The organism is Curtobacterium sp. GC_Cur_3, assembly GCF_026544205.1.
Taxonomy (GTDB): Bacteria; Actinomycetota; Actinomycetes; order Actinomycetales; family Microbacteriaceae; genus Curtobacterium.
In genome coordinates, this window is sequence record NZ_JALNUI010000021.1 from 20502 (window position 1) to 45268 (window position 24767).

General features: G+C 68.5%; 31 protein-coding genes. 18 read left to right on the forward strand and 13 right to left on the reverse strand.

Annotated features, from left to right (window positions below; translation table 11 throughout):
- The first annotated feature begins 95 nt into the window (after positions 1 to 95).
- From OXR63_RS12160 to OXR63_RS12180, 5 genes are all read left to right on the forward strand, one after another.
- The gene (locus OXR63_RS12160; protein ID WP_267423588.1) at positions 96 to 302 is read left to right on the forward strand and encodes a hypothetical protein; all 207 of its coding nucleotides are present in this window, start codon (positions 96 to 98) and stop codon (positions 300 to 302) included.
- Positions 303 to 360: 58 nt separating this feature from the next.
- Positions 361 to 717, forward strand: a complete 357-nt coding sequence (locus OXR63_RS12165; RefSeq protein WP_267423590.1) for an Imm8 family immunity protein — start codon at positions 361 to 363, stop codon at positions 715 to 717.
- A gap of 181 nt (positions 718 to 898) precedes the next feature.
- The gene (locus tag OXR63_RS12170) at positions 899 to 1351 is read left to right on the forward strand and encodes a VOC family protein (RefSeq protein ID WP_267423592.1); all 453 of its coding nucleotides are present in this window, start codon (positions 899 to 901) and stop codon (positions 1349 to 1351) included.
- Positions 1352 to 1849: 498 nt separating this feature from the next.
- Entirely contained in the window at positions 1850 to 3217 is a 1368-nt protein-coding gene (locus OXR63_RS12175; protein ID WP_267423594.1) for a ferredoxin reductase family protein, read from the forward strand.
- 603 nt (positions 3218 to 3820) lie between these two features.
- Positions 3821 to 4276 (forward strand): hypothetical protein, encoded by a 456-nt coding sequence (locus tag OXR63_RS12180; RefSeq protein ID WP_267423595.1) that lies wholly within the window; start codon positions 3821 to 3823, stop codon positions 4274 to 4276.
- Positions 4277 to 4403: 127 nt separating this feature from the next.
- Here the strand turns inward: OXR63_RS12180 and OXR63_RS12185 are convergent, their stop codons facing one another.
- Complete coding sequence (locus OXR63_RS12185) at positions 4404 to 5279, reverse strand: TetR/AcrR family transcriptional regulator (RefSeq protein WP_267423596.1); 876 nt, start codon at positions 5277 to 5279, stop codon at positions 4404 to 4406.
- Here OXR63_RS12185 and OXR63_RS12195 point away from each other — a divergent pair.
- A complete protein-coding gene (locus tag OXR63_RS12195) occupies positions 5247 to 6071 on the forward strand; it encodes a zinc-binding dehydrogenase (RefSeq protein ID WP_276585213.1) in 825 nt (274 codons plus the stop codon). The two genes, OXR63_RS12185 and OXR63_RS12195, sit on opposite strands and share 33 nt — an antisense overlap.
- A 330-nt stretch (positions 6072 to 6401) precedes the next feature.
- Here OXR63_RS12195 and OXR63_RS12200 read toward each other — a convergent pair whose 3' ends face one another.
- A complete protein-coding gene (locus tag OXR63_RS12200; RefSeq protein WP_267423597.1) occupies positions 6402 to 6971 on the reverse strand; it encodes a TetR/AcrR family transcriptional regulator in 570 nt (189 codons plus the stop codon).
- Between the two features lie 146 nt (positions 6972 to 7117).
- Here OXR63_RS12200 and OXR63_RS12205 point away from each other — a divergent pair, with 146 nt between their 5' ends.
- From OXR63_RS12205 to OXR63_RS12215, 3 genes are all read left to right on the forward strand, one after another.
- Positions 7118 to 7567, forward strand: coding sequence for an SRPBCC family protein (locus tag OXR63_RS12205; protein WP_267423598.1), 450 nt, complete (start codon positions 7118 to 7120; stop codon positions 7565 to 7567).
- On the forward strand, positions 7564 to 7953 hold the full coding sequence (locus tag OXR63_RS12210; RefSeq protein ID WP_267423599.1) for a DUF1304 family protein: 390 nt from the start codon (positions 7564 to 7566) through the stop codon (positions 7951 to 7953). Before OXR63_RS12205 ends, OXR63_RS12210 begins: the two co-directional genes overlap by 4 nt.
- A gap of 122 nt (positions 7954 to 8075) precedes the next feature.
- The gene (locus OXR63_RS12215; RefSeq protein WP_267423600.1) at positions 8076 to 8795 is read left to right on the forward strand and encodes a DUF2625 family protein; all 720 of its coding nucleotides are present in this window, start codon (positions 8076 to 8078) and stop codon (positions 8793 to 8795) included.
- A 310-nt stretch (positions 8796 to 9105) separates the two neighbouring features.
- Here the strand turns inward: OXR63_RS12215 and OXR63_RS12220 are convergent, their stop codons facing one another.
- From OXR63_RS12220 to OXR63_RS12230, 3 genes are all read right to left on the reverse strand, one after another.
- Positions 9106 to 9354, reverse strand: coding sequence for a hypothetical protein (locus OXR63_RS12220; RefSeq protein ID WP_267423601.1), 249 nt, complete (start codon positions 9352 to 9354; stop codon positions 9106 to 9108).
- Positions 9355 to 9496: 142 nt separating this feature from the next.
- A complete protein-coding gene (locus tag OXR63_RS12225; RefSeq protein WP_267423602.1) occupies positions 9497 to 10189 on the reverse strand; it encodes an HAD family hydrolase in 693 nt (230 codons plus the stop codon).
- Between the two features lie 40 nt (positions 10190 to 10229).
- Positions 10230 to 10916, reverse strand: a complete 687-nt coding sequence (locus OXR63_RS12230) for a CatA-like O-acetyltransferase (RefSeq protein WP_267423603.1) — start codon at positions 10914 to 10916, stop codon at positions 10230 to 10232.
- A 136-nt stretch (positions 10917 to 11052) separates the two neighbouring features.
- Here OXR63_RS12230 and OXR63_RS12235 point away from each other — a divergent pair, with 136 nt between their 5' ends.
- Both OXR63_RS12235 and OXR63_RS12240 read left to right on the forward strand, forming a co-directional pair.
- The gene (locus OXR63_RS12235) at positions 11053 to 11748 is read left to right on the forward strand and encodes a helix-turn-helix transcriptional regulator (RefSeq protein WP_267423604.1); all 696 of its coding nucleotides are present in this window, start codon (positions 11053 to 11055) and stop codon (positions 11746 to 11748) included.
- A 96-nt stretch (positions 11749 to 11844) separates the two neighbouring features.
- Positions 11845 to 12216: a VOC family protein gene (locus OXR63_RS12240; RefSeq protein ID WP_267423605.1), complete on the forward strand. Its 372-nt coding sequence runs from the start codon at positions 11845 to 11847 to the stop codon at positions 12214 to 12216.
- Positions 12217 to 12301: 85 nt separating this feature from the next.
- Here OXR63_RS12240 and OXR63_RS12245 read toward each other — a convergent pair whose 3' ends face one another.
- On the reverse strand, positions 12302 to 13159 hold the full coding sequence (locus OXR63_RS12245; RefSeq protein ID WP_267423606.1) for an enoyl-CoA hydratase/isomerase family protein: 858 nt from the start codon (positions 13157 to 13159) through the stop codon (positions 12302 to 12304).
- Between the two features lie 117 nt (positions 13160 to 13276).
- Between OXR63_RS12245 and OXR63_RS12250 the strand changes: the two genes are divergently transcribed.
- Positions 13277 to 13936 carry an acyl-CoA-like ligand-binding transcription factor gene (locus OXR63_RS12250; RefSeq protein ID WP_267423607.1) on the forward strand — a complete coding sequence of 220 codons (660 nt, stop codon included), beginning with the start codon at positions 13277 to 13279 and terminating at the stop codon, positions 13934 to 13936.
- Positions 13937 to 14210: 274 nt separating this feature from the next.
- On the opposite strand, the gene OXR63_RS12255 is transcribed toward OXR63_RS12250, so the two are convergent.
- Positions 14211 to 15302 carry an amidohydrolase family protein gene (locus tag OXR63_RS12255; RefSeq protein WP_267423608.1) on the reverse strand — a complete coding sequence of 364 codons (1092 nt, stop codon included), beginning with the start codon at positions 15300 to 15302 and terminating at the stop codon, positions 14211 to 14213.
- A gap of 89 nt (positions 15303 to 15391) precedes the next feature.
- On the opposite strand from OXR63_RS12255, the gene OXR63_RS12260 reads away from it, so the two are divergent.
- Positions 15392 to 15976 (forward strand): TetR/AcrR family transcriptional regulator, encoded by a 585-nt coding sequence (locus OXR63_RS12260; protein ID WP_267423609.1) that lies wholly within the window; start codon positions 15392 to 15394, stop codon positions 15974 to 15976.
- Positions 15977 to 16070: 94 nt separating this feature from the next.
- Here the strand turns inward: OXR63_RS12260 and OXR63_RS12265 are convergent, their stop codons facing one another.
- A complete protein-coding gene (locus OXR63_RS12265) occupies positions 16071 to 16754 on the reverse strand; it encodes an EthD domain-containing protein (RefSeq protein WP_267423610.1) in 684 nt (227 codons plus the stop codon).
- Between the two features lie 144 nt (positions 16755 to 16898).
- On the opposite strand from OXR63_RS12265, the gene OXR63_RS12270 reads away from it, so the two are divergent.
- The 4 genes from OXR63_RS12270 (at position 16899) to OXR63_RS12285 (ending at position 19933) form a co-directional block, all read left to right on the forward strand.
- Positions 16899 to 17789 carry a helix-turn-helix transcriptional regulator gene (locus OXR63_RS12270; protein ID WP_267423611.1) on the forward strand — a complete coding sequence of 297 codons (891 nt, stop codon included), beginning with the start codon at positions 16899 to 16901 and terminating at the stop codon, positions 17787 to 17789.
- A gap of 143 nt (positions 17790 to 17932) precedes the next feature.
- A complete protein-coding gene (locus OXR63_RS12275) occupies positions 17933 to 18922 on the forward strand; it encodes a carboxypeptidase-like regulatory domain-containing protein (RefSeq protein WP_267423612.1) in 990 nt (329 codons plus the stop codon).
- A 270-nt stretch (positions 18923 to 19192) separates the two neighbouring features.
- Complete coding sequence (locus tag OXR63_RS12280; protein WP_267423614.1) at positions 19193 to 19642, forward strand: tautomerase family protein; 450 nt, start codon at positions 19193 to 19195, stop codon at positions 19640 to 19642.
- Between the two features lie 42 nt (positions 19643 to 19684).
- Positions 19685 to 19933, forward strand: a complete 249-nt coding sequence (locus OXR63_RS12285) for a hypothetical protein (protein ID WP_267423616.1) — start codon at positions 19685 to 19687, stop codon at positions 19931 to 19933.
- Positions 19934 to 20110: 177 nt separating this feature from the next.
- Here OXR63_RS12285 and OXR63_RS12290 read toward each other — a convergent pair whose 3' ends face one another.
- The 5 genes from OXR63_RS12290 to OXR63_RS12310 all read right to left on the reverse strand — a co-directional run bounded on the left by OXR63_RS12290 (position 20111) and on the right by OXR63_RS12310 (position 24041).
- Complete coding sequence (locus OXR63_RS12290; RefSeq protein WP_267423618.1) at positions 20111 to 21016, reverse strand: SDR family NAD(P)-dependent oxidoreductase; 906 nt, start codon at positions 21014 to 21016, stop codon at positions 20111 to 20113.
- Positions 21017 to 21043: 27 nt separating this feature from the next.
- A complete protein-coding gene (locus OXR63_RS12295) occupies positions 21044 to 21613 on the reverse strand; it encodes a TetR/AcrR family transcriptional regulator (RefSeq protein ID WP_267423620.1) in 570 nt (189 codons plus the stop codon).
- A gap of 54 nt (positions 21614 to 21667) precedes the next feature.
- A complete protein-coding gene (locus OXR63_RS12300) occupies positions 21668 to 22708 on the reverse strand; it encodes a cation diffusion facilitator family transporter (protein ID WP_267423622.1) in 1041 nt (346 codons plus the stop codon).
- The gene (locus OXR63_RS12305; RefSeq protein ID WP_374116126.1) at positions 22705 to 23067 is read right to left on the reverse strand and encodes an ArsR/SmtB family transcription factor; all 363 of its coding nucleotides are present in this window, start codon (positions 23065 to 23067) and stop codon (positions 22705 to 22707) included. Before OXR63_RS12305 ends, OXR63_RS12300 begins: the two co-directional genes overlap by 4 nt.
- A 92-nt stretch (positions 23068 to 23159) precedes the next feature.
- Complete coding sequence (locus OXR63_RS12310) at positions 23160 to 24041, reverse strand: SDR family oxidoreductase (protein WP_267423626.1); 882 nt, start codon at positions 24039 to 24041, stop codon at positions 23160 to 23162.
- A gap of 114 nt (positions 24042 to 24155) precedes the next feature.
- Between OXR63_RS12310 and OXR63_RS12315 the strand changes: the two genes are divergently transcribed.
- Positions 24156 to 24737, forward strand: a complete 582-nt coding sequence (locus tag OXR63_RS12315; protein WP_267423628.1) for a TetR/AcrR family transcriptional regulator — start codon at positions 24156 to 24158, stop codon at positions 24735 to 24737.
- Positions 24738 to 24767 lie beyond the last annotated feature (30 nt).

Sequence of the window (24767 nt, forward strand, 5' to 3'; positions counted from 1 at the left end):
AGCCAGCGCGAGGGACTTCGAACCCCCAACCGCCGTGTCCGGTGGCCGATCCGTCAAGGGGCAGCCCGGTGCGAGCTCGGGTGTAGCGTCCCGGCATGGCTGCCGACCGAGAGAGAAGTCGCGGGGCAGAAGCGACTGAACTCGTCGTCTCGCTCGCAGCATTCGTGGTGTTCGTCGTCCTCGCGCTTGTGGCGTTGTCGGTGGAGGCGAGTGGTTCAGTCATCGGCCTCATGCTCGCGTCGGCAGCGCTGGCTGCGTGGCGAAGCGTCGCCCAGTGGCGATCCAAGTCCGAGTCCCGGTAGACGATCGTCTACCGGAACAGGAGTAGTCAGCTGCTGCGGCGCGCGCGATGATGACACCGTGAAGGCTCAGGTGCGGTCTGTCTCGACGAACGACGGTGAAGCCCTCGACGACGTTGTGCTCGAGGATCCAGACGACGTCGACGTCTGGATCACCGTCATGGCCGGACCCGTCAGCGAACCAGGGGAGGAGTCCTTCCAACTGCGCGTCCGCAGCCCCGCATCCCTGGCGAGGGAGCTGTACCAGTGGGGTCCGCTCCACGAGCGTCACATGGTGGTCGTAGCCAGGTGGGACCCGCATCAGATTCGGTCCTTCATCGACCGGTTCTTCGCGGAGGTGGAGGGACGGGACTGGCACGAGGTCGGAGAGAAGCTCAGCCGGCTGGGGTACTCGGAGTTCGAGGACTACAGGCCCTGATCACGTCGGCGCAGGAAGCGACAGCACGAGGTGCAGTGGCTCCCCGTCCGGTAGCCGATCCCGTGACGGGCGCTCATGTGAGCGAGCTTGTGCTGCGCCGCTTGACGTCCTCGACCGTTCATCGTCATCATGCACGTACGACGGCGGTCGGCTGTCGGCACCCTCAAGGGAGACGGCCCCCATGCCCACCATGATCTTCGTCAACTTGGCCGTCAGCGACCCGTCCCAATCGCGGACGTTCTTCGAGGCGCTCGGGTACTCGATCAACGAGGGCTTCAGCGACGAGAACGCCGTGAGCGTGGTCATCAGCGACACGATCACCGTGATGTTGCTCACTCGGGAGTTCTTCGCCGAGTTCACGAGCAAGTCGATCATCGACGCCACCACGTCGACGGAAGTCCAGCTCGCGCTGAGCGCCGAGAGCAAGGAGGAGGTGGACGCGGTCCTCGAGAAGGCCCTCGCCGCCGGCGCGACTGCGGCTGGCGAGCAGGACCACGGGTTCATGTACTCGAAGAGCTTCGACGACCTCGACGGCCACCACTGGGACTTCGTGTGGATGGACCCGGAGGCGGCGGCCGGTGGTGCACCGGAGATGACCGTCGACGAGATGCGGGCGAACACGACGCACAGCTGACCCGCGCGCTGCGGGGGGCGGTCGCGGCGACCTCTTGACGGCTGGTGGTCGATTCTCGGCTGTGGATGAGTCTGCCGGTGCCCGATGAGTTCATGGGTGACCCATCGGTGGTGCATGGTCTCTGCGGTCAGGCTGGGTGATCCCAAGCCCCGCACGAGAACGGTGACCGGCCCATGTCGCACCCCCTGCTCGAGAGGCGTGCGCACGCTCGCCTCCCGCATCAACGACCCGTCACACCCCCTGACGCTTCCCGCACCCGCCGGTGGCGGCAGGTGTCCGCTGGCGTGTCCGCGGTGGTCTTCGGCGCTGCACTCGTGGTGGGTGTCAGCCTCGGCCTCGGAGGACCGGCGGTGTCACCCGTGGCCCCGCCAGCCCCGGCAGCTGCTGCCGCGCCCGCGGTCCCCGACCCTGTCGCAGGTGACGGTGACGGTGACGGTGACGGTGACGGTGTCGATGGTGGTGCTGGGCGTCTCGACCGCGATCAGAGAGGGGACGACCGTGACTTCCGGACGCGTGGCGACCGTCGCTGATCCCCTCCACCAGCCGAGCAGCACGAAGCCTCGGGGCAGCGCGGTGTCGGCCGCGACCGCGTTGGTCCTCGTGGGTCTCGGCGCGGTCGGTGTGGCGCTCCTCGCCATCGCTGGTTCCCCGTCACCGCTGATGGTGGACCTGCCGCTCGTGGCGCACGTCGCAGGGCTCCTGGGCGGCTACGCGGTCACGGTCATGATCCTGCTGATGGCGCGCGTCCCTGCCCTCGAACGTGGCGTCGGCGCTGACCGGATGGCGCGCTGGCACGGGCGTGTCGGCCGCACCACGCTGATCCTGATCCTGATCCACGCGGTCGCCGCGACCCTGGCCTGGGCCGGTGCCCAGGGCATCCCGCTGCTGACGGCGTCGACGCAGGTGCTCGCGATGCCGGGCCTCTCGGCCGCGACCGTCGCGACCGTCCTGTTCATCGTCGTCGGGCTCCTCTCGGCCCGCGCCGCCCGGAGACGCGTCCGGTACGAGACGTGGCACACGATCCACCTGCTCACCTACGTCGCCATCGGGCTGTCGTTCTCCCATGAACTCGCCGGCCCCGATCTCGCAGGGAGGCGGTTGGTCCAGGTGGCGTGGAGCGTCGTCTTCACGATGAGCTTCGCCCTGCTGCTGCGGTACCGGGTCATCGCACCGCTGTTGCAGGCATCCCGCCACCACCTCCGTGTCCTGCGGGTCGAGCGCGCCGGGCCCGGGACTGTCAACGTCATCGTGGGTGGCGACGACCTCTTGGACCTCGACGCTGAACCCGGCCAGTTCTTCCGTTGGCGGTTCCTGACGACGCGCACGTGGCGGACGGCCCACCCGTTCTCGCTCTCCGCGCCGGCGACCCACGGCACTCTCCGGCTCACCGTCAAGGCGGTCGGCGACGGCACGCAGATCATCCAGTCGCTCCGGCCGGGCACGCGGGTGCTCGCTGAGGGCCCGTACGGAGCGATGACCCAGCGTCGACGCACCCGCAACGGTCTCCTGCTCATCGCGGGCGGTGTCGGGATCACGCCCATGCGGACGCTGTTCGAGACGATGGCGTACGCCGGAGGCCCGCTGACGCTCCTCTACCGGGCCCCCACCATGGAGGACATCCTCTTCCGGCGCGAGCTCGAACTCATCGCCGAGACGAGGCGCGCGCACCTCGTCTACCTGATCGGGTCGTCGAAGGAGCCCTGGAACGCCATGACGCCGGAGAACCTGATGCGGCTCGTGCCCGGTCTGCAGCACCGGGACGTCTACATCTGTGCCGGGCCAGCACTCTCGCGAGTCGCTGTGACAGCGCTTCGTCAGGCAGGACTACCGCGCCGGAACGTGCACCGCGAGGACTTCTCCTTCTGACTCGGCAGCGGTGCGGGTGGGTAGTCCGCGAGGACCTGGCGGTCGCGGCCACACCGGCTCCTGACGCCACGGCCGTGGTTGCCCACGGCGACCACGTGCGTCAGTTCGGTGACGCCGCCGGCGCGGGCTGCCCCGAGCGCCACGAGTTCGGCACAGGGTCCGCCCGTGAAGTGATGGACGTTCACGCCGGTGGAGATCCGACCGTCTGCGGCGCGAACAGCTGCTCCCATGGTGTGCACACCGTCGTCATGCGGGCCGGCATGAGTGACGCCATCGAAGGTCGGACGAGCTACCTCGACGAGGGCGCGGTCCTCGTCTGTGAGGGCGGCGGCGGAGGGCGGAAGGGCACCCGAACATGCTCCGACTCCAAGGCGCGGAGAACCGTCCGGAAGGGGATCACCCAAGGGGCTGTCCATCGCGACGAACCGAAGTGACGAGGAACCCCGTTGCCGCCATGAGCATCGCCCGCGCCCCCCGGATCGTGTCCAGCGAGTGAACACTGTCGGCTCTGGGCGAGCCTGAGGAGCCTCGAATGGCACCGAAGGAGGCCGGGCTGCTTACGTTCGATCAGCTCCAATTCCGGAGCACAGAAGGGGGAAACTCATGCGTCAACGGACCGGAGTCCAGATCGGCATCACGGCAGTGGTCGCGGCGGTGTTCGCGCTGGCGTCACCGCTCTCGGCGTCTGCCGATTCATTCACGGGGAACAACGTCAACGCCGAGATCGGGACGAACCAATGCACGGCGGTCAGTGTCGTCACGGTCGAGGAGGGGAATCCGGGCCAGAACGCGGAGATCTACGTCCAGCTGAAGAACTCCCCGCACGGCGCGGACAAGTGCGCCTCGGCCGTCGCGCTCATGTACGTCAACACGAAGGGCGTCCTGTACGAGACGCCGTTCCGGACCGCCACGGGGAGCGGGGACAACTCGGTTTCTGCAGTCGGGAAGCGGTGCCAGACGATCACCGAGGTCCGCCGGAAGGACGGGTCCTACTACACGGTGCGGCAGAACCGGTCGTCGACGCTCGCGGCCTGCTCGGGGCTCGTCCACCACGAGTGACCGGCTGACGATGCCGGGATGCCGACGCTCGGCGACCGCCTGAACCGATCGGTGATGCACAGGATCGGGGCAGCAAGTCGCTCCGAGCGCGAGCGGCCTGGTCCAGGTCGGCCCGCTGACCGATCGGTCAGCGGGCCGTTCCGGCCCTCTGCTGGCCAGGCGCTGCAGGTGGACAGTGCTGCTCGGGCGAGGCACGGAACGCGTCGACGGTCAGTGTGGCGAAGCGCTGCGCGACCGCGACGCGATCCGCGGCGTCCGCGGTGGTGACTGCTCGGCCGGCGAGCAACACGAGGACGAAGTCGTCGATGACGAAGTCCTGACGGAGCCGACCCTGGCTCTGTGCACGCCGAGCGATGCGCATGATCTTCGAGAGGAGGCTCCGGCGGTGCTCGGCTGTCACGGTGCTCTGCCGCTCGGCGGCCATGAAGGCGTCGACGAAGCCACGGTTCTCTGCGTTGAGGACGATCAGTCGCTGCAGGATCGCCACGAAGCCGTCCCAGGGGTCCGCATCGGCGGCACCGTCATCGACGATCTGACGGCACATCCGAAGCTGGACAGCGAAGGCCTCGTCGATGAGTGCCCGCCGTGTCGGGAACCGGCGGTAGAGGGTGGCGGGTCCGACCTCGGCTCGGCGGGCCACTTCGCGCATCCCGACGTCGAGGCCACGCTCTGCGAACAGCTCCCGAGCCGCAGTGACCACCCGGTCGCGGTTCTCCTGCGCGTCGACCCGGAGTTTCCGAGGCAGATCCGTGCTCATGGTCCTCACTTCGCCGAAGTGGACGCACCCGTCCACTAGCGTCCCGATCGTACCTCGACCAGACGACGAGCAGGAGAAGACGTGCGTGCAGTGACGATCCAACAGTTCGGTGACCCGAGCGGGATGGAGCTCCGGGAGGTCCCCGATCCGGACCCTGCAGCCGGTGAGGTGCTGATCCGGGTGGAGGCCGCCGGCGTCGGTGGAGTCGACGCGATGATCCGGCGGGGGACTCTCGGCTCGCACCACCCGATGGGGATGGTCCCGGGCAGCGAGGTCGCGGGGACTGTCATCGTCGTGGGCCCGGGAACCGACCCTGAGCTCGTCGGGCGTCGCGTCTGGGCGTTCACGGGCATCGACGGCGGGTACGCCGAGCTGGCCCTGGCCCAGGTCGGCGACGTCCTCGTGCTCCCGGACGCGCTGTCGTCGGTCGATGCGGTGACGCTGGGGAGCGCGGCGACCGTGGCGCACTTCGCGCTCGCCCACGCCCACACGCGAGCCGGAGACTCCGTGCTGGTCCGCGGAGCAGCGGGCAGCATCGGGATCGCAGCGGTGGAACTCGCAGCACAGCTCGGCGCCCGCGTCGCCGTCACGACGTCGTCGGAGGATCGCGGTCAACGGCTCCGGGCCCTCGGTGCCGTCGACGTCCTCGACCGTGCCGGGACCGGGCCAGAGGGAAGTGCGGTCACGTTCGACGTGGTGATGGACATCGTGGGAGGGGCCGACGTCCCGACGTTCATTGATCGGCTCGCGCCGAACGGCCGCTTGGTTCTCGTCGGCGCGGTCGCGGGGTTCCCACCGACCGACTTCGGCATGGCCCTGATGCAGTCGTTCCAGGCGTCGCGCTCCGTCGGGACGTTCAGTCTCGACTCGGTCCCTCCGGTCGAGCGGGACCGGGTCCGCGCCGCACAGTTCGCAGCGGCCACCCGCGGCGAACTGCACCCGGTCGTCCATGAGGTCATGCAGCTCGAGAACGCAGCGGACGCACACCGTCAGATGGACACGGGAGCCGTGTTCGGACGGATCGTTCTCGTTCCCTGACGGCCACGTCTGACGTGTCTCTGGTCGAAGTCCGCGGCGGCGTCTTCGACACGTCTCGATGGCCGGTCCCCGTTCGGGTGCATCGTTGCGGCTGAGTGCTGTTCGTCTGGACGGATTTGGTGCCGTGGTGCCAGGTGTCCTCCAGGGAGGGCGGGAGATGGTCGATGGGCGGGCGCGTCGGTGCCGGAGACGGACGGGAGGCTCGGTGGCGGACGCGCGCCGAGCCTCCCGTCCGTCTCCTGGTCACCCCGTGACCGCGCCGGCGGTTGCGCCGGACGTCGGCACGAGATCAACGGTGATGTACTCACCCCAGGAGTACCGGTTCGGGCGTCACCGTTGGTGTCGATCACCCGCGGCTCGTGGGTGAACCGGGGCCTCGGATGCGATCCGGACGAGCGCGGTTGCTGATCGTGCTGCTGCGGCGACGATCGCCGCGTCGTCGAGGTCCGTCTTCACTGCTGCCTGCACCGCCGCGTTGATCGCGAGCAAGCCCATCCGCAGCAGGAGCACGTTCTCGTCAGAGGGATCCGGGAGGAGCGCAGCCAATGCATCCGCGACGGCGTTCACCTCATCGCCGATCCGCGCCGCGCCTGTTGGCGCACTCTCTAGTACGAGTGGATTCGCCGCGAGGAACCGGATCCCCTGCAGCTTCTCCACGGTGAACGAGCCCACCCACCGTTGCACCGCCACCTCGAGCAACGCCGGCTCGGATGGCTGCTGCTGCACCCAAGCGAGCAGTTCCTCCGCTTCATCGCCACGCTGTTCGAACAGGGACTGCAGGATCCCCTCCTTGCCGTCGAAGTGGTAGTACAACGACGCTTTGTTGATCCCGAGCTCGTCGGCGATGTCGCGCAGCGATGTCCCCTCGTACCCTCGCTGTGTGAAGAGCCGAAGTGCCACGTCCTGCGCACGCTTCCGAGTGTCGGCGCCCGATGTCCTGGCCGCTCCGGTCTGTCGTGGTGCCCTCATGCCGACAGTTTACCTACCGTGAGGTAGACAATCTACCGACCGGTAGGTAGGTTGCGTGAACAAGGACAGGAGCACCAATGACTGAGTACACGATCACGCACGACTACCCCTACCCGATCGAGGATGTCTGGAAGGTACTGACCGACCCGGCGTACGTCAGGCAGTGGACGACCACCGGCCAGGGCGGACGGCCGGAGGGGTTCGAGCCCACGGTCGGCACGGAGTTCACGTTCATCGGCAAGCCCACGATCGGTTGGGCCGGGGTGGTGTACTGCAAGGTCATCGCGATCGACGCGCCACGATCGATGGTCTACACGTGGAAGGGCGATGAGGACACCGACAGTGTCACCACCGTCACCTACGCACTCGAGCAGACCCCCACAGGCACGCGGTTCACCTGGCACCACACGGGCTTCACCGGCCTCGGCGGGTTCGCGATGGCGAAACTGCTCGGGAACGTGCGACGGAAGATGCTCGCCGAGGGGGTCACCGGGGTGCTTGCCGCCTCCCGGCCGGAACAGGCGTGACCAACCCCGTTGCGGGCTTCGTCATGCTCGCCGCGGCAGCCATGCACTGGTGGATGTTCGTGCAGGAGAGCATCCTGTTCGCCCGGCACTCCAAGACGCAACGCATGGTCGGCGTTGCTCCCGCGGCGGTGCAGGCGGTCCAGCTGTGGGCCTTCCACCAGGGCGTGTACAACCTCCTGCTCGGCGCTCTCGGAGCAACGGGCTCGCTGTTCCTGCTCCTCGGCCACACCGCCACCGGCACAGCACTGTTCGTCGCAGCAGCAGTGAGCATGATCGCCGCCGCCGGAGCGCTCCTCGCCGTCGACCGCCGGCGGCAGCGCCTCCCTGGCTTCGCCGCACAAGCGCTGCCTGCGATCATCGCACTCACCGCGCTGCTCGCCCCCTGACCCGGGCAGGCGACGCGAAGGTCGATGTCACGGGAGGGACTTCCAGAATCCCAGTGTGGATGGCGTCCGATGTGCGATCGGCTCGTGCTCTCAGGTCGCGTGGTCCTGGGACAATCGGAGGCATGACGAACGCTGCTGACGACGCCTGGCCAGAGCTCGTCGCCCTCGTCGCAGCTGCACCAACCGCCCGGATCCTCGAAGGCGGGTCTGAGGGCGACCGTGAGGTCCTCGGCCTGACGAAGCGCTCGTGTCTCGGTGCGGTCATCGGCAACTCCGGCGGGATCACGGTGGACCAGGGGTGGCTGCGACTCCTGGGCGGGACTGGAAGTGGCCTCCCTTCGCTCGTTCAAGCGAACACGAAGTCGTCCGGACTCGTCGTCGTCGGCTTCGATGTCCTCGGCGGTGTCTTCGCCCTCGATGGCGGTGCGCTCGGCGCAGGCGACGGATCAGCCCAGTACTTCGCTCCAGACACCCTTGAGTGGGAGGGTCTCGGCACCTCCTACAGCGAGCTCGTCGCGGCGATGCTCGCCGGCTCCATCGAGCAGTTCTACGAGCCCTTCCGATGGGCAGGCTGGCAGGACGAGGTCGGAGGACTCGGACTCGACCGCGGGATGTCGTTCTACCCGCCGCTGTCCACAGCGGAAGGAAAGGACCCGAGCGTCAGCAGCAGGCGTGCTGTCCAGATGCGGGAGTTGGTTGGTGACCTCTGGCCTCTGGCAACCGGACGCCTCGGTCAACCCGGCGATTCTGCAGGCGTATCTCGACAGCCGCTCCTGAAGTCGGAGTCCGAACGCCGTGTGCGAGGCTGGCCGACATGCCAACAGCGGCCGACTTCGGGCTGAACGACGACGAGCTGGACCTCCTGCGCGCAGGTCTCCGTGAGTGGGGCGGGTCAGCGCGCCTCCCTCACACTGTGGCCAGAGCGATGCGTTTCGAGAGCGAGGCGGACTTCACCGTTCAGCGCCGAAGGACGGAACGGTCGCTGAGCCAAGGGGAGCCGATGTCGTTCTCGGACTGGCGGAGGGTGCTCCTGGCCACCGAGGTCGTCTTCGCCTCCGACGTTGTCGGGTCCGGTCTACGGGCAGGGCCGACGAGGTCGCAGTCAGGCGAGTGGAGCTCTGCAACGTCCGGATGGCTGGTCTCGCTGCTGAGTCAGTCCTCGTCCTGATCGGGCGCCCGTACGGCTCGGACGATCTGCCAGATCGAGCAGGCGACCACGCCGGCACCGGCAAAGCCAGCGATCCAGGAGCCCGCGACTCCGAGCATCGGCTGGGTCGTGCAGAAGCTCGTCACTCCGGCTCGGGCAGCGTCGGCGCAGCTGCTCACCTGGACCAGGGTCAGGAACAGCACCACCACGGTCACGACGACGGCAACGGTGCTCCATCCGATCGCTCGATCCACGATGCGCTCCCTCCATGAATCGACCAGGTGCTGCCACGGTGGCACTTCCCGCGGTCGCGCGCCAGTCTCGACCCCGCGACGGGATCATGAGGTCACGACATCCTGGGCGCGGCTCGGAGCTGTGCGTCCGGTCGTGGATCGGTTACCGGGCGTCGCCGCTGGCCATGATGCACGCCAGGACGGCGGTCCTGATGTCCACCGCTTGTTCCGCGTAGTGGTTGACGAGCAGGCCGTACATGCCAACGGAGCGCGCGCCGACGATGTCGTGTGCGGGGTTGTCTCCGACGAACAGACAATGGGCGGCATCGACTTCAAGCTCGCGCGCCACGGTCAGGAACGCCCGACTGTCCGGCTTCTGAAAGCCGATGCGCTCGGATGTGCAGACTGCGTCGAAGGCGCCGTCAAGACCGGTGCGTGCAAGTTTGTCGAGCTGTTGCTCTTCGGTACCGTTGGTGAGCAAGCCCAGGCGGTATCCCCGCCCACGTAGCTCTCGCAGCAGTGACAGGCCCTCGGGGAACGCTCGCCAGGACGCGCGATACGAGCTCAGGTAGCTGTCGAACAACGAGTCCAAGCCGACCTCATCCGCCGGCGGGTGATAGCCGAGCGGTGGCAACACGGTGCGGAGACGCTCACGTCGTTGCTCCTTGAAGCTGAGGTGCCCGGACCGCCACCGCTCGAACTGCTCCTCTTCGGCGGCGAACCACGCGTTGAGCGCAGGCCCCGACGCCGTGAGCCCCAGGCTCTCGAAGAAGCGCGTAGCACCCGCTCGGGCTGACCCCGCGTGATCGAACAGCGTCCCGTCCAGGTCGAAGCAGACTGCTCGCAATGCGCCCACGCGCTCAGACTAGAACTCGCCCCGTCCGGTAGACGTTCCGCTACTGAAGGGGTGTCTGATCCTTCTTCTGGTCAAGCCAGCTCGGGTCGGCGGCGAGGCCGGCCACCTCCGTGATGAGGCGGGAGACGTGGAAGCCGTCGACGGTTGCGTGGTTGCCCTGAACCGCCAGCGGCATGAGCGTCTTGCCGTCGCGCTGTTCGTACTTGCCGATCGTGAAAATCGGTGACAAGTGGGTCCACGCGTCCTTGAGTTGCAGCTCAAGGCTGGTGAACGAGGTCCAGGGCACGCTGGACACGTCGAACGTGTTCTCGGGGACGTCGCGTTGCGGGACGTACGAGGTCGAGTTCCGGTACTCGGTCAGGAGCGGAAGCGCGGTGCCGTGGAACACCGCAAAGTCTGGGTGGTACGGAGCCCAGACCGTGGAGAACGTCTCCGCCTTCGGGTTGAAGACCGTGAAGAACGGGTGCGTGACGTCCCAGACGGCGAGGTCGCCGGCTGCATCGATCACCATCCGGAACTCGTCGTGACGGTTGACGACCTTGGCGAGCATCCAGAGCTGCGCGATGTAGGTCTTCCGTCTTGAGGAGCTGAGGCGAGCGGCCAGCTCTGAGACGTCGACGTGCGCGGTCATCGACCAGAGGCAGGGGCTCTTGCCGGAGAAGTGTTCAAAGTGCTCGCGACGGGGCCAGCGATCCATGTCGACTTTGGTCAGTCCCGGACTGTTCACCCTGCAACCGTAGGCGCGCCGCTTGGGCCGGAGCGCGTCTCAGTCACCGATCGGTCAACGGACGCAGCTGGAAGGCGGAAACAGCACTGCCCCGACGGGCACCGTGGGCAGGGACAACCTGACGGATGATTGCTGGGTGAACCGCACCGATCGTCTCTACGGCCTCGTCGAGGAACTGCGGGCGGCGTCACCTCGTCCGCGGAGCGCCCGCCGTCTCGCCGAACGGTTCGAGGTGTCGGTACGGACCATCGAGCGGGACATCGCCGCGCTGCAGCAGACGGGCCTGGCGATCTGGGCGGAACCCGGTCGGACAGGCGGGTACGTCATCGACGCGGCTGCGACCCTCGGCCCGGCCGGCTACACCCTCGATGAGGCCCTCACCGTGCTGATCGGTCTCGGCGCGCTCCGGCACAGTCCCTTCCGGCACGCGGCCCAAACAGCTGCCCGGAAGATGCTCGCAGTGATACCTGACGAGGACGCCGCACGAGCAAGCGCGCTCGCTTCCCGCGTGCACTTCCTGGAGCGCGAGGACGAGCCCGTGGTGCCGGCCGCGTTCGCCGAGGCCCTCGCATCGGACCGCGTCGTGCGGCTTCGCTACCAGGACGGTTCCGGCGAGGAGTCCGACCGTGACGTCGAACCGCTGGGCTCGATCAGCAGGGAGGGGCAGTGGTACCTCGTCGCCTGGTGCCGACTCCGCCAGGGTGTCCGAGCGTTCCGTGCCGACCGGATGCTCTCGATCGAGGTCACCGACGAACGGCCGCCCCGGCGCACCGTCCGGTCTGAGGACCTCGCGATCCAGTACGGGCGGTTGCGATCAGTCGTCGACGAGTAGTCCGGTGCTGACGACTTTGCGGAAACACCGACACCACGGTGTCGGGACGAGCCGCGAAGGTGGAGCTCCGACGTCACCAGCCACCGGAGGAATCCCATGTCGTTCGCATCCGTCCGCATCGTCACCGATCGTCTCGATGAACTCGTTGCCTTCTACGAGCGGGTCACCGGCCAGCAGGCCGAGCGCCCTGCACCGGTGTTCGCCCAGTTCAGCGGACCCGGCGCGGTCCTCGCCATCGCCAGCACCGCCACGGTCGCGATGCTCGGCGGCGCTCTCGTACCCGCGATGAACCGTTCGGTGTTCATCGAGTTCGAAGTCGTCGACGTCGACGGCGACTTCGCACGGCTCCACCCCGAGCCGGAGGACGTCGTCCTCGAACCGACCACGATGCCGTGGGGCAACCGCTCTGCGCTCCTGCGGGACCCTGACGGCAACATCGTCAACCTCTTCAGCAAGCCCGCGACCTGACGGGTACACGACGAGTGAGCGGCCGACGCGTGCTGCGCCGGCCGCTCTGCGTCAGGCCAGGGGAGTCCCGTCCGAGGTGGTCGGATCAGAGCGCGCTGATCACTGATTCGAGTCGGAGCTCCCCGCTGCGGGTCTGCATCCCGGCGGCGAGCAGGACGTGCGCGCGGTCGGCGGCGGCCGGCGTGAACAGCGGGCCGAGGAGCGCGTTCTCCGCAGCCAGGCCCGTACGGGTGATCGCACTCGGGGCAGCGTTCACCGCCTTCTTGACGGCAGACACGACTGCGGGCTGCAGTCCGCCGATCCGACGGGCCAGTGCGTCGACGAAGGCGTGGATCTCATCCGCCGGGAGTGCCCGGTTCACGAGGCCGTAGCGCTCCGCGAGTTCGGCATCGACGAGCTGCGCACCGAGGAGGATCTCGAGTGCCCGCGCCCGCCCCACGAGTGCGGTGAGGTACTGGGTGCCTCCACCGCCGGCCATGATGTCCATCAGCACCTCGGGCTGCGCCTGCCCGGCCGTGCCGATGGCGGCGAAGCGCATGTCGAGGGCCATCAGGAACTCGTTGCCGCCGCCGCGCGCGAGGCCGGTCAGCTTGCCGATCGTGACCTGGGGGAGCGAGCGGACTTCTTCGTGGACGACCTGCATGAGGTTGAGGTCGGCGGGGAACTCCGCGTCCGGGTTCGCCTCCATGGTCGCGGCGCCCGCCGTCGCCAGGGCGTCGGGTTCGGTGATGAACCGGGTGTCTCCGTGGGCGATGAAGAAGTCCGGGTCAGCGCTCTCGAAGACGATGACACGCACGTCCTCGTCATCACGGACCTGCGCGACGAAGCGGCGGATCGACGGCAGCAGGGTGCCGTCGGAGAGGTTCAACGGCGGGTTGTCGATGGCGACGTTCGCGACACCGTCGGCGACCGTGATGCGCAGAGCGGGCAGGTTGTAGGTCATGGGACTTCTTCCTCGGGAGACAGGGATCATGCATGGCATCGGGAGTGACACTGAGTGTCACAGTAAGCACTCCGTATCAATACTGCAAGTGAGTGCACTTGCTCGTAGGATCGACGCATGAACGCGATGAGCACGCGAGCGATCGGACGAGCGGCGGTACGGGACGAGCTGGGGACCATCGGGTTCCGTTGCTTCGTGGAGTCCGGTTTCGATACCGTCACGTTCGAGGACCTGGCCGGTCACGCAGGGGTCTCCAGGAGCACCTTCCTGCGCTACTTCGGCAGCAAGGAGGACGTCGTCCTCCACGTGTTCGACCCCCTCGGTGAGCAGATGGCGCAGGCACTCAGGGAGCGCCCTGACTCGGAGGGCACGTGGACCGCGCTTCGTCACGCGGTCCGGCCCGCAGTGGCGCTGATCGAGGACGACGCAGACACGGGGCTTGCCCGACTCGACCTGGTCTGGTCGACGCCCGCGTTGTGGGCCCGGCTCCACGAGAAGCAGGGGGCCTGGCGAGGAGGACTCGCTGCGCTGCTCGCTGAGCGCGAGGGCAGCAGTCAGTTGCGGCCGATCGCGGTGCAGACTCTCGTGATGGCTGCCCTGGGTTGCGTCATGGTCGCGTACGACGGATGGGTCGAGAGCGGCGGAGCCGGGCGCCTCGGGGACCTCGCAGAGGACGCGTTCGCAGCCCTCGCTCCGGGAACGGCGCTGCAGCACCAGGGGACGGACGACGCGGTGGCGACACAACGCAGCGGCACTCCCGCCGACGGCGGTCAGTGACCACGAGGGGCAACGACATCAGCAACCCGATCGTGAACAGCTCCGCCCTGTTCCGGCCCGCTGGCAATCCGTGGGTCAAGAGGACACGTCCGTCGCGGTCGAGGCCCACCCGTGTCCGGCAGCCGAACTCCCACCGGACACGGCGAGGACGTCACATGGTCGTCCCGTCCGGCTTTGCCGGAGGGTCATCGCGGAGGGCGCTTTCACGCGGCCGTTCCGTATCGGCATGGCGGTGGCGACTGAGTCAGGTCCGCTTGCGCTGCCTCCTGGAAGGTCAGCGCACCTCCTCGCCGGCGATCCACACGCGGCGGATTTCCTGAGTGGCGAGGATGTCACTGGTGGGGTCGCCATCCACGAGGAGGAGATCGGCACGCAGTCCGGGCGAGATCCGACCACGGTCCGTGAGTCGGAACACGTCGGCCGCGGTTCCTGTTGCGGCCTGGAGTGCGGCGGCCGGAGCGAGGCCGGCGTCGGCCAGGAGTGCCAGCTCCTCATGGAGGGAAGCGCCGTGCTCGATCGTGTTCGGTGCGGTGGGATCACTGTTGGCGTCCGTGCCGACGAGGATCGTCGCACCGACGGACTGCAGCATCGTCACGAGCTGGACCGGGTTGGCGTACTGGATCTTGCTCGGCTTGATCGGTGCAGGGAAGTGTTCGACGAGCTTCTTCATCATGACCAGCGTCGGCGAGGTCGCTGTGCCGCGGCGGGCGAGATCCTGTGCCTGCTCTTGGCTGAGAGTGCCGGCCAGGGGGGCGTGTGTGAGTACGTCGGCTCCCGCTCGGGCGGCGAGTTGGAAGCTCTTGACCGACGTCGCGTGGACGCAGACCAGCAGCCCCGCCCCGTGCGCGGCGTGTACCAAGGCCGTCACGGTGGCCTCGTCGAGGGGCTTGGGCTGGAATGGCAGGCTCTCCTCGAGGACGATCTTGATGTGATCGACGCCGTCGGCGATGCGGTCTGCGACGAAGCGGGCAGCATCCGCAGGACCGTGCACGGCGCTCCCTGGGGGGTAGCCCATCTTCCGCACGGCGATCCCCTTCGGGGCGCACGCGATCGCACCAGCGCTGCGGAGCGATGCGACCCCGGGGAGGTTCCTGAGTCTCGAGGTCTCCGACCAGCTGGCGGTCCCCATGTCCAGGACCGTGGTGACGCCCCATCTGCCGTACGCGAGCAGGTGCTGCCTGCTGTCCACGTGGGCGTGGGTGTCGATGAGACCCGGAAGCAGCGTGCCGCCTGCGCCGTCGATGCGAGCCGCTTCGGTCGGCGCCGTCGGCACGATGCGTCCATCGCTGACGAAGACGTCCCGCGGACTGCTGAGGGAACCGTCGGTGAAGACGCGGACGTCGTGGACGACGAAGCTCTTGATCATCCCTGGACCCTAGTGCAAACAGTGTTTAGATATCCGTCGTCCTGCAACGGGGCGACGAGAGAGCGGGAGAATCGATGAAACGGGACGACATGCGCCGTGTACTGCTGGATGCTGCGGAGGGGGTCTTGGTCGCGGACGGTGCCCGAGGGGCGACGGTTCGGGCGATCACGTCCGAGGCCGGCGTCAACGTCGCGTCCGTCACCACGGCGTTCGGCGGCCGGAGCGCGTTGCTGGCTGACCTCTTCGTCCGCATCATGACGCCGATCAACGCAGAGCGGGAGCGACGCTACGCGGGACTCCCCGCGCCCCGGAACGTCGATGGGGTCATCCGCGCATTCGTCGAACCGCTCGAGATCCTCGCTCTGGACTCGAACTCTGCGATGCAGCCCCTGATGCACGCGATGGTGCTGGATGCTGATGGCGTCGGCCATCCCCTCGAGCGGGTGCTCATCGACCCGGGAGTGACCCGGCTCGTCGACGAGCTGGAGTCGTGCTTGCCCGAGCTCGACAGTGGAGAAGTCCGGGCCCGGGTCCGGCTCGCCGTCGCGACGATCCTCGCCGTCGTCACGTCACGCTCGGAATCGAGCGTCTGGCACCGGGCTCCCTTGGACGCACTCGTCCGCTTCGTCGGCGCGGGACTGCGATCAGGGGTCACGACCGGCAGCCAGAGCTGACTGCTCACCATGAGCCCGCAGGCGGTCAGCATCGTTGCGGGTGTCGACGATGGAGCCTCCTGTCGATCTCGTTGTTCGCATCCGGACGCCCCGGTCAGCGCAGGAACCGTTCCGCCGCTGTCAGCATGGTGACGGCGTGACCGGCCCGGCCGAGGAGCTCGTCGAACGCGGCCGGATCAGCGTCGACTCCGTCCTGGAACGCCGTCAGGGTGGGCCACCACAGCTGTCGGGCCCCGAGGAACGCGGCGCTGTCACCGTGCACCTCGGCGCTCGGCCGGTTCACCGCGTGGCGGAGGGCTCCGATCCGGAGACCGAGCTCGGCGTCGTCAGTGCCGACCCAGTCGGGATTGCCGTCGCGCTGTACGAACTGCAACAGATGGATGCTCGTCGGCCGCTCCAACACGTCCCATTGCCGATCAACCGCAGCGCCGACGCCGATGGGAGGCCGCGACACGAGCACCTCCTCCTCGGTGATGAAGAAGATCACTCTCGACAGGTCCTGGAACAGCGGCTCGTCGGGGCGGATGTTCTCGACGAACAAGGGCTCATCGACGAGTGCGTCGGCGTCCTCCGCCGAGTCGAACGAGGGCATGGAGACGGCATCGAACTCGTCCTGACCCGCGCCGAGGCGATCGGTGTCGAACTGGTGCGCCTGGACGTAGGTGAGCATGCCTGGGATCTGGCGGCCCATGGTTCCGTGCGGGTGGCGCAGGTGGTCGTGGAAGCGCTGGCGGTCGATGTCGGGACGGCGGGGGATGAGAGAGAAGAAGCGGATCACGGAGAGCTCCTGACGTGGTTGGTCCGGTGACGCTCAAACGGTAGGAGTCCCTGCAACGCAGCCCCAGTGCCCTCTCCAGACCGGGGTCCAGGAGGACCCCCTCTCTCATGGTCTGTCCCGTCTGTGCGGTCCTACGCTTGGCGCATGGATGACGTGTCGAACCCGCTCGGCGCGTTCCTTCGCGCCCGACGGGAGCTCGTCACGCCCGAGCAGGCCGGGGTCCCGAGCGACGGAGTGCGGCGCGTACCAGGACTCCGGCGAGAGGAAGTCGCCATGCTCGCTGGCATCAGTGCGGACTACTACCTGCGACTGGAGCGAGGCCGCGACCGCAGCCCGTCCGTGCAGGTGCTCGAGTCGATCGGCCGGGTTCTCCAGCTCGACGACGAGCACCTCGAACACCTGCTTGCACTGGTGGTGGAGGTGCCCCGGCGACGACGCCGCCGGCCTCCGAGGGAGGCGGTGCCCGCCGGCGTGCTGAGCATGCTCCACTCCCTCGTCCAACCTGCCTTCATCGAAGACCGGTCCTTCGACATCCTCGCCACCAACCCGCTCGCCCACACGCTCTCCCCCGGTCTCAGCGTCGGCCGGAACCAGCTCCGCGATCTCTTCTTGGACGCCGAAGAGCAGGCCCGCTACCCGGACTGGCTGGGCATGACGGAGTGTTTCGTCGCGAGCTTCCGGCAAGCGGTCGGCACCGACATCGACGACCCACGCTTCGTCGAACTCACCAGCGAGATCTCGCTCGCGAGCCCACGGTTCCGAGAACTCTGGGCACGTCACGACGTCCGCGCGCAGCGCGGCGCCCTCATCCGCTTCGACCACCCACAGGTCGGCGTGCTCACCCTGAACCGGGAGGCGATGACCATCGGTGGCACCAACGGTCTGACACTCGTGGTCTACCACCCGGACCGCGGGTCCGCCGACGAGCAGAAGCTCGCCCTCCTCGCCTCTGCGGATCTGCCATCCGCCGAGGTCCACCGGACGGCAGCCCGCTGGAGCCCTGGATCTCCTCGGCCGCGGGCCGCGGAGTCATGACGCGACCCACCCGTCTGCTGGGGGACCGGCTTCCCGGACGCGGGCGCCTCGTTCGGGCGCCCTGACCAGAGGACGCGTCTTCCCCACCGCCCGCCGGACGCGTACAGTCCCACCCAACGGACGACTGGCGGGCGGGGGACGCGATGCGACTGATCATGGGGACGTCACTGGTGGTGGCGCTGACAGCAGCGGCGCTGGTCGGCCCGGCGCTGCCAGCGGTCGCGGCTGGGACGGGAACGATCACCGTGCAGCTCGCAACGCCGGACGGCACGGCGATCCGGCTGGCGGACGTCGAGCTCGCGGCGATCGGGATCGACGTCGTCGTCGGGAACGCCACCACCGACGCCGACGGCACGGCGACGTTCACCGGCATCCCCGCCCCGGACACCGTCACGGTGACGACACGGCAGCTCCCGCCGCACGGAGCGGAGACGTACGCCCCCGGACTCCGATCGGACATCGCGGTCCGCGGTGGTTTGACGGTCGCGGTCACCGTGCCGCTCGTGGTCGGCGCCACCGTGCAGGGCGGCGTGGTCGGACCCACGGGCCCCGCTGCCGGGCGCCTGATGTACGCGTGGAACGAGGACACCTCGCAGGTGTTCCGGACGACCTCGGACAGCGCCGGCCAGTACCAGTTCGTCGGGTTGAGCACCGGTCAGTACCGCATCGAGGCCTACGCCAGCGGCACGGTGCCGCCCGCCGTGTGGAAGACGCGGGTGTACCAGCAGCGTGGGACGCTCCCGGCGTCACAGGTGACGTTGTCGCGGCACTACGCGCACAGTGACTACGACCTGGCCGTATACGCGGCCACCGCGTCCCGCACGCGGTCAGCCGAGATCAGTGGAGCGGACGTCGTGGTGACGAACGTGACGACCGGGGTGTCGTTCTCGACCCGGTTCTCGACGCTGCTCGACAGCGAGCAGATCGCGCAGTTCCAGATCCCCTCCGGGCAGTACACGGTGGAGCTCCGGACGACGGCGACGACCGCGACGCCCGCGCGGGTGCTGTGGCTCGGGCGTCCTGGCGGCGTGTACCGGTACGTGGGCGACCGGGCGCAGGCCGTTCCGGTCAAGGTCGTGCTGGGTGGGTTGAACTACTGGGGTGGGGCGCTGCCCGACCCAGCGTCGCGCTGAGCGCTGGACCCACCGCGCACGGCACGGACGGGAGGCTCGGTGCCAGCTGGCACCGAGCCTCCCGTCCGTCGTGGGGGAGAGCGGGGGCGGTGACGCCCCCGCGACCGGTCAGCAGCACCAGCAGGCCCGACAGGTGCCCCTGTGCAGATGCGCACAGATGCCGTGTCGGTCTGCGCCTGTCCGGCGTGCGTCCTTCGCCATAGCGTGCAGGAAGGTCCCGCCGACACCGGGGGGATCGTTCCCGAACCACCGGTCATTGGAAGGACCACCATGCCTCTTGCGCGCATCGACCTCCTCGAGGGCAAGTCACCCGAGTACCGCCGCACCATCGCCGACGTCGTCTACGAGCAGATGAGCATCCACCTCGGCGTGCCCGAGGACCGTTTCCAGGTCATTAACGAGCACAAGGCCGAGAACCTGATCGCGGATCCCGACTACCTCGGCATCCGGAGGTCGGAGAACATCATCTTCATCCAGTTGGTCTTCCTCGACGTCGCGACGCCGGAGCAGAAGGGCGCGTTCTACAAGGCTGTCGTCGACGAACTGCACGAGCGGCTCTCGGTCCGGACCGAGGACGTCTTCTTCAACCTGCAGACCGTGCAGCCCGCCGACTGGTCGATGGGCAACGGCATCGTCACCTATGCGGCAGGCGTTCCGGCTGACCGACTGGACCCGAACAGCGTGCCGGCTGACTTCGCGTGGCCGTCCATCCAACACTGACGGGACAGCGCGGCGACCGTTCCGTCGGGTGGCGTCACGGACATGGCCGAGACGACGGAGCGCAGCGTCCTCGAACGGATGATCGGGAGGCCCCTCCCGTGGCTCGCGTGGGCATGGGCCGCCCTCGCGGTCGTCTGGATCGTCCTCGCTGTCGTCGAACCGTCCGGGTTCCACACCTTCATGGCGATCGCCTGGACGGTCCTCGCGGCTGTGCAGCTCGGCTCCGTCGCCTTCGCCCGCCGACAGGAACGGAACCGCGCTCAGAACGCAGACGACTCCGTCGCTCGCTGAGCGGCGATCCGGTCCGCGGGTGGGCGGTTCCGTCGTCGCGTCGTGATGGATCCGGTTCGCAGATCCCCGGGATCGCGAACCGGACCCGTCACGGCCGGATCGGAAGTCCCCGGGGAAGGCCTCGCTGAGCGCGGCATCAGGGGTGTGCCCAGTCAGCGATCGCGATCCCGGACGAGGTCACGCACGGACCGCTCGGGCGATGAGTTCGCGGCTCTCCGCGATGTAGCGGTCGCTGAAGGCGGGGTCGCTGACCTGCTTGGAGGCCAGCATGGGATCGCCGTTCTCGTCGTGGTAGGTGCCGGTCGCGGGGGAGGTGTCGGTGAGGATCGTCGCGATGACGCGGCCAGCGCGCTTCGACGTCGTGAAGTGCGGGAACACCGTGAGCAGGGGCGCGAGTGCCTTCGAGACCAACCGGAGGGGCGCGGGCAGTTCGCCGAGGTTCGAGCCGGGGTTGACGCCTGGTTCGACGGCGCGGAAGTGCAGGTGCGGGTGTTGCCGGCTGAGGCTGAACACGGCGGCGAGGTTCCCCTGTTTCGAGGTGGCGTAGGCGTCCATGCCGGCACGCTTCGAACCCCCCGGCACGTACTCGCCGCGCGCAGCTGCGTCAGCGGAGATGTAGCGACCACCGCGGAAGCCCGTGCGGACCGCCGCGAGCCGCTCGGGGTCCTCGGCGGCTGAGGTGATGAACACGACGTTCGTCCCCGCGCACAGGTGCGGGATGAGCGTGTCGGTGAAGGCGAGCGGGCCGAGGTGGTTCGTCGCGAACGCCAGCTCCCAACCCTGACGGCTCGTCGCGGGCTGGGAGAGCATGACGCCCGCGTTGTTCAACACCCCCCGGATCGGCATGCCGAGCGCTGCGACCTCCGCCGCTGCGGCGCGGGCGCTCTCGATGTCGGACAGGTCTGCGACCACCGGGGTGGCAGCGCCGCCGCGGCGCTCGATCTCGGCCTGTACAGCGGTGAGCTTGCTGGCGTTCCGGCCGACGAGGATCACCGTGCCGTGGGCAGCGAGTTCGAGGGCGGTGGCGCGACCGAAGCCGGAGGTCGGGCCGGTGACGACCCAGGCGGGGGACGATGCGGGCATGCGCGGTTCTCCTCGGAGTGGATGTGATCAGCCGGCGAGCGCGCGCCACATGGCGTCGAACGCGAGGGCGCTGCGGGTGCCGGTCGGGTCAGGGGTCGTGATGAGGTCGTTGATCGTCGCGTCCGCGATCGCGGACAGCAGGGTGGTCACGAACCCCAGCGGAGCGTCCCGCATCGGCCCGTCAGCGGTGATCCTCCGGAGCAGCGCGGCGATGTCGGCGTAGGCCGAGCCCACCGCCTGGTGGCTCGCATCGGTGATGTCCTCGGCGACGGCGAGGTGCGCGAGTGCGTTCTGCCGGTCGGGTTCCTCGGTGGCCCAGACGATCCAGTTCGACCAGAGGCGCCGGAGTTGCTCGCGCGGCGTCACGTCGGTCGAGAGGCCGGCTGTCGCGACGCGGCCCATCTCGGTCTTCAGCGACACGTAGAGCTCGTTGACCAAGGCCGTCTTGCTCTCGAAGTGGACGAAGAGCGTCCCGGTGGAGACCCCAGCCGCCTTGGCGATGACTGCGGTGGACGCGCTCAGCCCCTGTTCCGCGATGGTGCGCGTCGCTGCTGCGAGCAGTGCCTCGCGGTGAGCCGGGTTCTTCGGTCGTGCCATCGCACCAGCATATGAATGAGTGAGTAGTCAGTCAAGCTTTCGGTCCGTGGTCCCTCAGTGGTGGTGCGTGGCTGGCGTCACCGAGAACGCGTCGACGTTGCCGATCGCTTCGTGCACGTGTTCTGTTGCGTGGTCGGCGATGTGTGACGCTGCGTGCAGGTCGGTGGTGTCGACCTCGATGGTCGCGGACCCGGTCAGGCGGTGTCCGATCCAGCGGAGACGCAGGTCGCGGACGCCGTGGACGCCGTCGGTGCGCTCGAGTGCGCGTTCGGCGCGGGAGTACAGGTCCGGGTCGATGGCGTCCATGAGTCGAGCACCGATGGACTTCACCGTGCCCCACAGCAGCATCAGGATCGAGACGGCGATGAGCAGGCCGATGACGGGGTCCGCGAGCGGGAACCCGAGGAGGACGCCGACCGCGCCGACGACGACGGAGAGCGAGGTGAACCCGTCGAGCCGGGCGTGGACACCGTCGGCGACCAGCGCTGCGGAACTGATCTCCCGACCGACTCGGATGCGGTGGATCGCGACGATCTCGTTGCCGGCGAACCCGATCACGCCGGCCAGGACGAGGAGCCAGGGGTTCTCGATCGGGCGCGGGTGGATGAACCGGTCGATGGCCTGCCAGCCCGCGACGACGGCGGAGAGCGCGACGACGAACACGATGAACATGCCCGCCAGGTCTTCCGCCCGCCCGTAGCCGTAGGTGTAGCGCTTGTCGGCGGCGCGGCGTCCGAGGACGAACGCGATCCACAGCGGCACCGCCGTCAGTGCGTCAGCGAAGTTGTGGATCGTGTCGGCCAGGAGTGCGATCGACCCGGTGAACGCGACGATCACGGCCTGCAGCACCGTCGTCGCGAGCAGGATGAACAGGCTGGTCTTCAGCGCCCGGACACCGGCGGAGCTCGCTTCCATCGCGTCGTCGATCGAGTCCGCCGCGTCGTGCGTGTGCGGGACGAAGAGGTCGTAGAGGAACCCCTTCACGCCGCCGTGCGGATGCGGATGGCCGTGCTCGTGGCCGTGCTCGTGCTCGTGGTGGTGTGGACCCTCGTGATCGTGCGTGTGCTCGTGGGGAGCGTGCTCGTGCGTGCTCATGCGCTTGCCTGACCGCCTCGGTGGTGCGGGGCTGCGCCGACGACGTGTTCAGCCTGCCTGACGGCGTCCATCACGAGTTCCGAGGCGTGCTCGTCCGTCAGCCGGTAGAAGACGGTCGTCCCCTCGCGCCGCGTGGAGACCATGCGGGTCAGACGCAGTTTCGCGAGGTGTTGCGAGACCGCTGCCGGGCTCTTGTCGACCGCGTCGGCGATGGCGTTCACCGACATCTCCTCCGCGCTGCGCAGCGCCAGGATGATCTTCACCCGCGTGACGTCGGCCAGCATCGCGAAGACCTCCACCGCCAGTTCGACGTACTCCGACTCCGGGTCGAGCTCGCCCATCTGCGTATCCAAGTGCATACGCAGATTCTAGCGTTCCACGACCCGGGTCCCGACGGGCACCGGAGGAACGCGGGTGTTCGTCGGCGACGGGGACGACCGAGGTCTCGGTGTCAGTCGGTGTAGTGGCCGGCCTCGAGGTCCTCGAGGAGCGTCGGGCCCGACGGCTCCCATGACACGAGCTGCCGGGTGGTGACGGCCGATGCGGGCTGGTCCCCACCGAGGAGCGCTCCGAACACCCCGAGCTGCTCGGGGTCCACCGCGGCTGCAGGAAGGCCCGTCTTGGCCGCGATGACGTCGGCGACCTGACGCATCGGGACGCCCTCCTCGCCGACGGCGTGCAGGACCGAGCCGGTGGGAGCGCTCTCGAGCGCGAGGAAGAAGAGCCGAGCGGCATCCGAGATGTGCACGGCCGGCCAGCGGTTCTGCCCGTCTCCGACGTACGCCGCGGTGCCCAGCTGGCGGTCCAGGCCGACGAGCGCGGCGATGAGCCCGTTCCGGTCGCCCTTGCCGTGCACCGAGCGTGGCATGCGGACGAGTGCGGAACGGATGCCCTTCGCGGACAACGCCAGCACAGCGGACGCGGTGCGAGCACGCGGCCCGGCGGGACCGGCCGGGTCGAGCACGTCGTCCTCGGTCGCGACCTGGCCGAACAGGATCGGGGTGCCGGAGGCGGCGATGACGGCCTTGCCCGTCCCCTCCAGAGCGGTGCCGATCTTGCCGATCAGCTCGACCTCGTTGTCCACGGTCTCGTCGAACTCGGCGAAGTCGAGGGTGAACGCGAGGTGCGCGACGGCATCCGCCTGCATGGCCTCCGCGACGATGAGGTCGTGGTCCTGCATGTCGCCGCGGACCGCGGTTCCGCCCGCGGCGGTGATCTTCTCGGCGGACGCCTCGGACCGAGCCAGGCCCGTGACCTCGTGTCCCGCTGCGATGAGTTCGGCGGTCAGGGCCGATCCGATCCATCCGGATGCTCCGGTGATGAAGACGCGCATGGTGGTGCTCCGTTCTCGGGGGCTGCGGCTGAGATCGCCACGAGGCCTGTGATGTGACTTGGTAACATCACCCTACACGTGATGTGACCGAGTCGCATCACTAGGATGGTCGGCATGGGTCGTTGGGAACCGGATGCGCGCGGCCGCCTGCTGCGGGCGGCGATCGAGTTGTTCTCCGAGCACGGGTACGACGCGACGACGGCCGCACAGATCGCCGCGCATGCCGGGTTGACGAAGACGACGCTGTTCCGACACTTCGCCGACAAGCGCGAGATCCTGTTCCAGGGGCAGGATGCGCTCGTCGCAGCGGCGGTCGCCGGGGTCGTCGCTGCCCCTGCTGACGCATCCCCGAAGGGGCTCGTGCGCGCAGGGATCGCCTCGCTGTGCGCCGCACACTCCGACGACCTCCGCGACGTTGGCCGGTTGCTCGACCCCCTCCTGGCTGCGACCCCCGAGCTCCGCGAGCGCGCCACCTTCAAGCGATCCGCCATCACCGAGGCGCTCGAGGGGGCGCTCGCCGACCGGGTGGGGGACCCCCGCCAGGCCGGGCTGCTCGCCGACGTGGGTGTGCGGGCGTACTACGAGGGCTATGCCGCCTGGATGCTCGGCGACGGCTCGAACGCTCTGGTCGACAGCGTCGACGACGAGCTCGCGGCCTACGAGTCCGCTTCCCGTCGACTGCACGACGACCACTGACGTCGTGCTCGACGTGCTCGAAGGACCGGT